Below are 2,678 nucleotides of genomic sequence, written 5' to 3'. Positions count from 1 at the left end.
AATCGGCTGCGGTTTCACCCACCGTGGTTGCGAGGACTTTGATCACCCAGAAGATGAGGGTGACTTCGGGGACCTTGTTCAGCATGCGCCGCGTGGGGGAAACGGCGGGGGTCACTGTTGACGTCATGGGCGGGCTCCTTTGAAAGTGTTGGCTCTAGTGAACCCGGCCGTTTCTAAGAATTCTCACAGAAGTGAGTCGTCGACGCAGCAGCTGCGAGATTAAGAGTGCTTAGCCCGCGGTAGGGCGAGCCTGATCGCCGTGCCTGCTTGGGAGCTCTCCGCGACGGTGACGGTGCCGCCGTAGCGCACAGCGATTTCGCGTACGAGGGACAGGCCAATGCCAGAACCGGTTCGGGTAACGCCTCCGGTCGGCGTCGCGCCGGAGTGCGCAAACCGATCGAAGATACGCGCGGGATCAATACCTTGAATGCCCGGGCCGCTGTCATTCACCGTGACCCACACCATTTTCTTAGCCGCGGTGATATCCACGGAGATGAACGATTCGCTGGGGGCGAACCGCACAGCGTTGTCGAGCAGGGCTACAACGCACCGGGTGACGCTGGATGCTGGCACGCGCACGAAGGTGGGGTGCGGAGCAGTCAATTCAATGGTGATGCGCTTGTCGACCGCGATCAGAGTCATGGCGTGCACGGCGGTGGCAACGGCGGATTCCACCTCGATGACGGCCGTGTCGTGTCGGGCGGCGCCGCCGATTTCGGCTGATTCGAGGAGGTCGTTGACGATATGGATGAGATCTTTCGCGTCACTTCGAAGGTCAGCCACCACGGCAGAGGACGGATCGCTGTCGGGCAGGGTGCGTTGCAGAATTTGCAGGCGGGCGTCGAGTACGGCGAGGGGGGTTCGGAGTTCGTGGCTTGCGTCGGCGACGAAGGCGCGCTGCATCCGTAGGACTTCGCCGAGAGGTTGCACGGCCCGTCGGGTGACCAGCCAGCTCATGACGCCGGCCAGGATGATTAGCGTGACGCCGAGGACCGTCGCGGCACGCAGCAGACCGACGGCGCTGACTTGCAAGTTGTTCGTGTCGGGGACCGGTTCAAACAGCTCGGAGAGGGAAATTTCGGACAGGATGTAGACGAAGACGGTGATGATGACGACGGTGACAACGGCCGCGCAGGCGATCGCGATTCGGGTGCCGACGATGCGTGAGGCACGCCGGATATCCAGGGTGTCGCTGTCGATGAGAGGAGAGGTTGCGCGGGTCATGGTTGTCCTAAACGGTAGCCCTGACCGCGCGCGGTGACGACGATGTTGATGTCGGTCTTGCGTCGGAGGTAATGGACGTAGGTGTCCACTGTTCCGGCTGTGTCGGTCGCGCTGAAGACGGCCTGCAGAATTTGCTGGCGGGAGAAGGTGCGTTGCGGGGCTTCGGCAAGGAGTCTGAGCAGTTTGTTCTCCTTATCGGTGAGCAGGATGCGCCCGTCGTAGGGGGAATAGATCGTGCGACTGTCGGGGTAGTACTCCCACCCGCCGACCAGCAACGTGCGGCCTTCACCGGTATACACCCGGCGGATTGCGCGTAACCGGGCGAAGAGCTCATCAAACTCGAACGGCTTGACGAGGTAGTCGTTTGCGCCGATGTCGAGCCCGGCCACCTTGTCGCCGGTGGTACCGAGGGCCGTGAGAAGAAGAATGGGGGGGTGGTGATGAGCTTGCGGCGAAGCGCTTTGATGACTCCCAGCACGTCCAGTGCTGGGAGGCGGCGATCGATGACCATCACGTCGAAGTCACTGGCGAGGCCGGCGGCCAGTCCACCTGCACCGTCGGCAAATAGGGTGACGTCGTAGATTTCTGAGAGGACATTCTTGATCAGGGGCCCGAGCTGCGGGTCGTCCTCGATGAGCAGGAGGCACGGGCGGGTCAGGATGTCAGCGGGCATCGGCGGCTCCTTCGTATTCAGGTCCAGCGTGGACACCGGATCGACGATCGATCCAGTGTGACAGCGATAAATTCCACACCGCATCGGTCAGGGCTACGGCGGCCATCGAGTACACGATCGACGCCACCACGTCGGACGGATAGTGCACGCCCAGATAAACCCGGGAGGCTGCGGTGCCCAGTACCACGATCGTTGACGCTCCGATCAGGACCGGGCGGTACCGGCGACCCGCCGTGAGGACAACGAACCCGAGGACGAAGCAGGCGGCGAAACTGGTGTGTCCGCTCGGGAAGCTGAGACCGCCCGGCTCGAGCACGAGGATGTGGGTCAGTGACGGAATGTCGGGCCGTGGACGGTGCACGAGCAACTTCATGGCCTCGGCACCCAGCGTCGGGATAATCACGATGAGGAAAAAATGGATCGCGGTGCGCGGACGCCGGGTCACCAGCAGGATCACACCGGTGACCAGCAGCACCAGCAACCCCGCCGCCGCGGGCTCAAACAGCCAATTGATCCCGAGCGCAACGCTATCGAGTTGCGGGGTATGGGCTTTATTCACCTGGCGAATCAAAGCCATTTCCGTGGACGTCCACCCGGAAGATGATTCCAGCACGAACCCGCTGATCATGACTGCGAGTATGACGCCGACAGCGGAAATGACGGTGCGTGCGAAACGGATGCATGTGTGAGTGCCTGTGCCCATCCCTCCAGAGTCCCGCCTGCCATCTCAGGATCTTCTAAGAAAAGAACGATTCGTTTCGGTAGTCGATGACGTTGATCA

3 protein-coding genes are annotated in these 2,678 nt (G+C 61.9%); all 3 read right to left on the bottom strand.

Features of this window, described 5'->3' with window-relative positions; genetic code table 11:
* Positions 1 to 219: 219 nt before the first annotated feature.
* The 3 genes from JF66_RS17865 to JF66_RS17855 all read right to left on the bottom strand — a co-directional run bounded on the left by JF66_RS17865 (position 220) and on the right by JF66_RS17855 (position 2,600).
* Complete coding sequence (locus JF66_RS17865; RefSeq protein ID WP_035880138.1) at positions 220 to 1,224, bottom strand: sensor histidine kinase KdpD; 1,005 nt, start codon at positions 1,222 to 1,224, stop codon at positions 220 to 222.
* Positions 1,221 to 1,613 carry a response regulator transcription factor gene (locus JF66_RS24565; RefSeq protein ID WP_231556491.1) on the bottom strand — a complete coding sequence of 131 codons (393 nt, stop codon included), beginning with the start codon at positions 1,611 to 1,613 and terminating at the stop codon, positions 1,221 to 1,223. Before JF66_RS24565 ends, JF66_RS17865 begins: the two co-directional genes overlap by 4 nt.
* 273 nt (positions 1,614 to 1,886) lie before the next feature.
* A complete protein-coding gene (locus tag JF66_RS17855; RefSeq protein WP_051973726.1) occupies positions 1,887 to 2,600 on the bottom strand; it encodes a phosphatase PAP2 family protein in 714 nt (237 codons plus the stop codon).
* Between the last annotated feature and the right edge of the window lie 78 nt (positions 2,601 to 2,678).

The organism is Cryobacterium sp. MLB-32 (genome assembly GCF_000738085.1).
GTDB lineage: Bacteria > Actinomycetota > Actinomycetes > Actinomycetales > Microbacteriaceae > Cryobacterium.
Note: the sequence above shows the minus strand (reverse complement) of the source record. Positions and strands in the feature narration are given on the sequence as shown.

What these genes read in the sequence shown, in the direction of transcription:
- JF66_RS17865 (WP_035880138.1), bottom strand. Translation starts at nt 1,224, where the DNA reads ATGACCCGCGCAACCTCTCCTCTCATCGACAGCGACACCCTGGATATC.
- JF66_RS17855 (WP_051973726.1), bottom strand. Translation starts at nt 2,600, where the DNA reads ATGGGCACAGGCACTCACACATGCATCCGTTTCGCACGCACCGTCATT.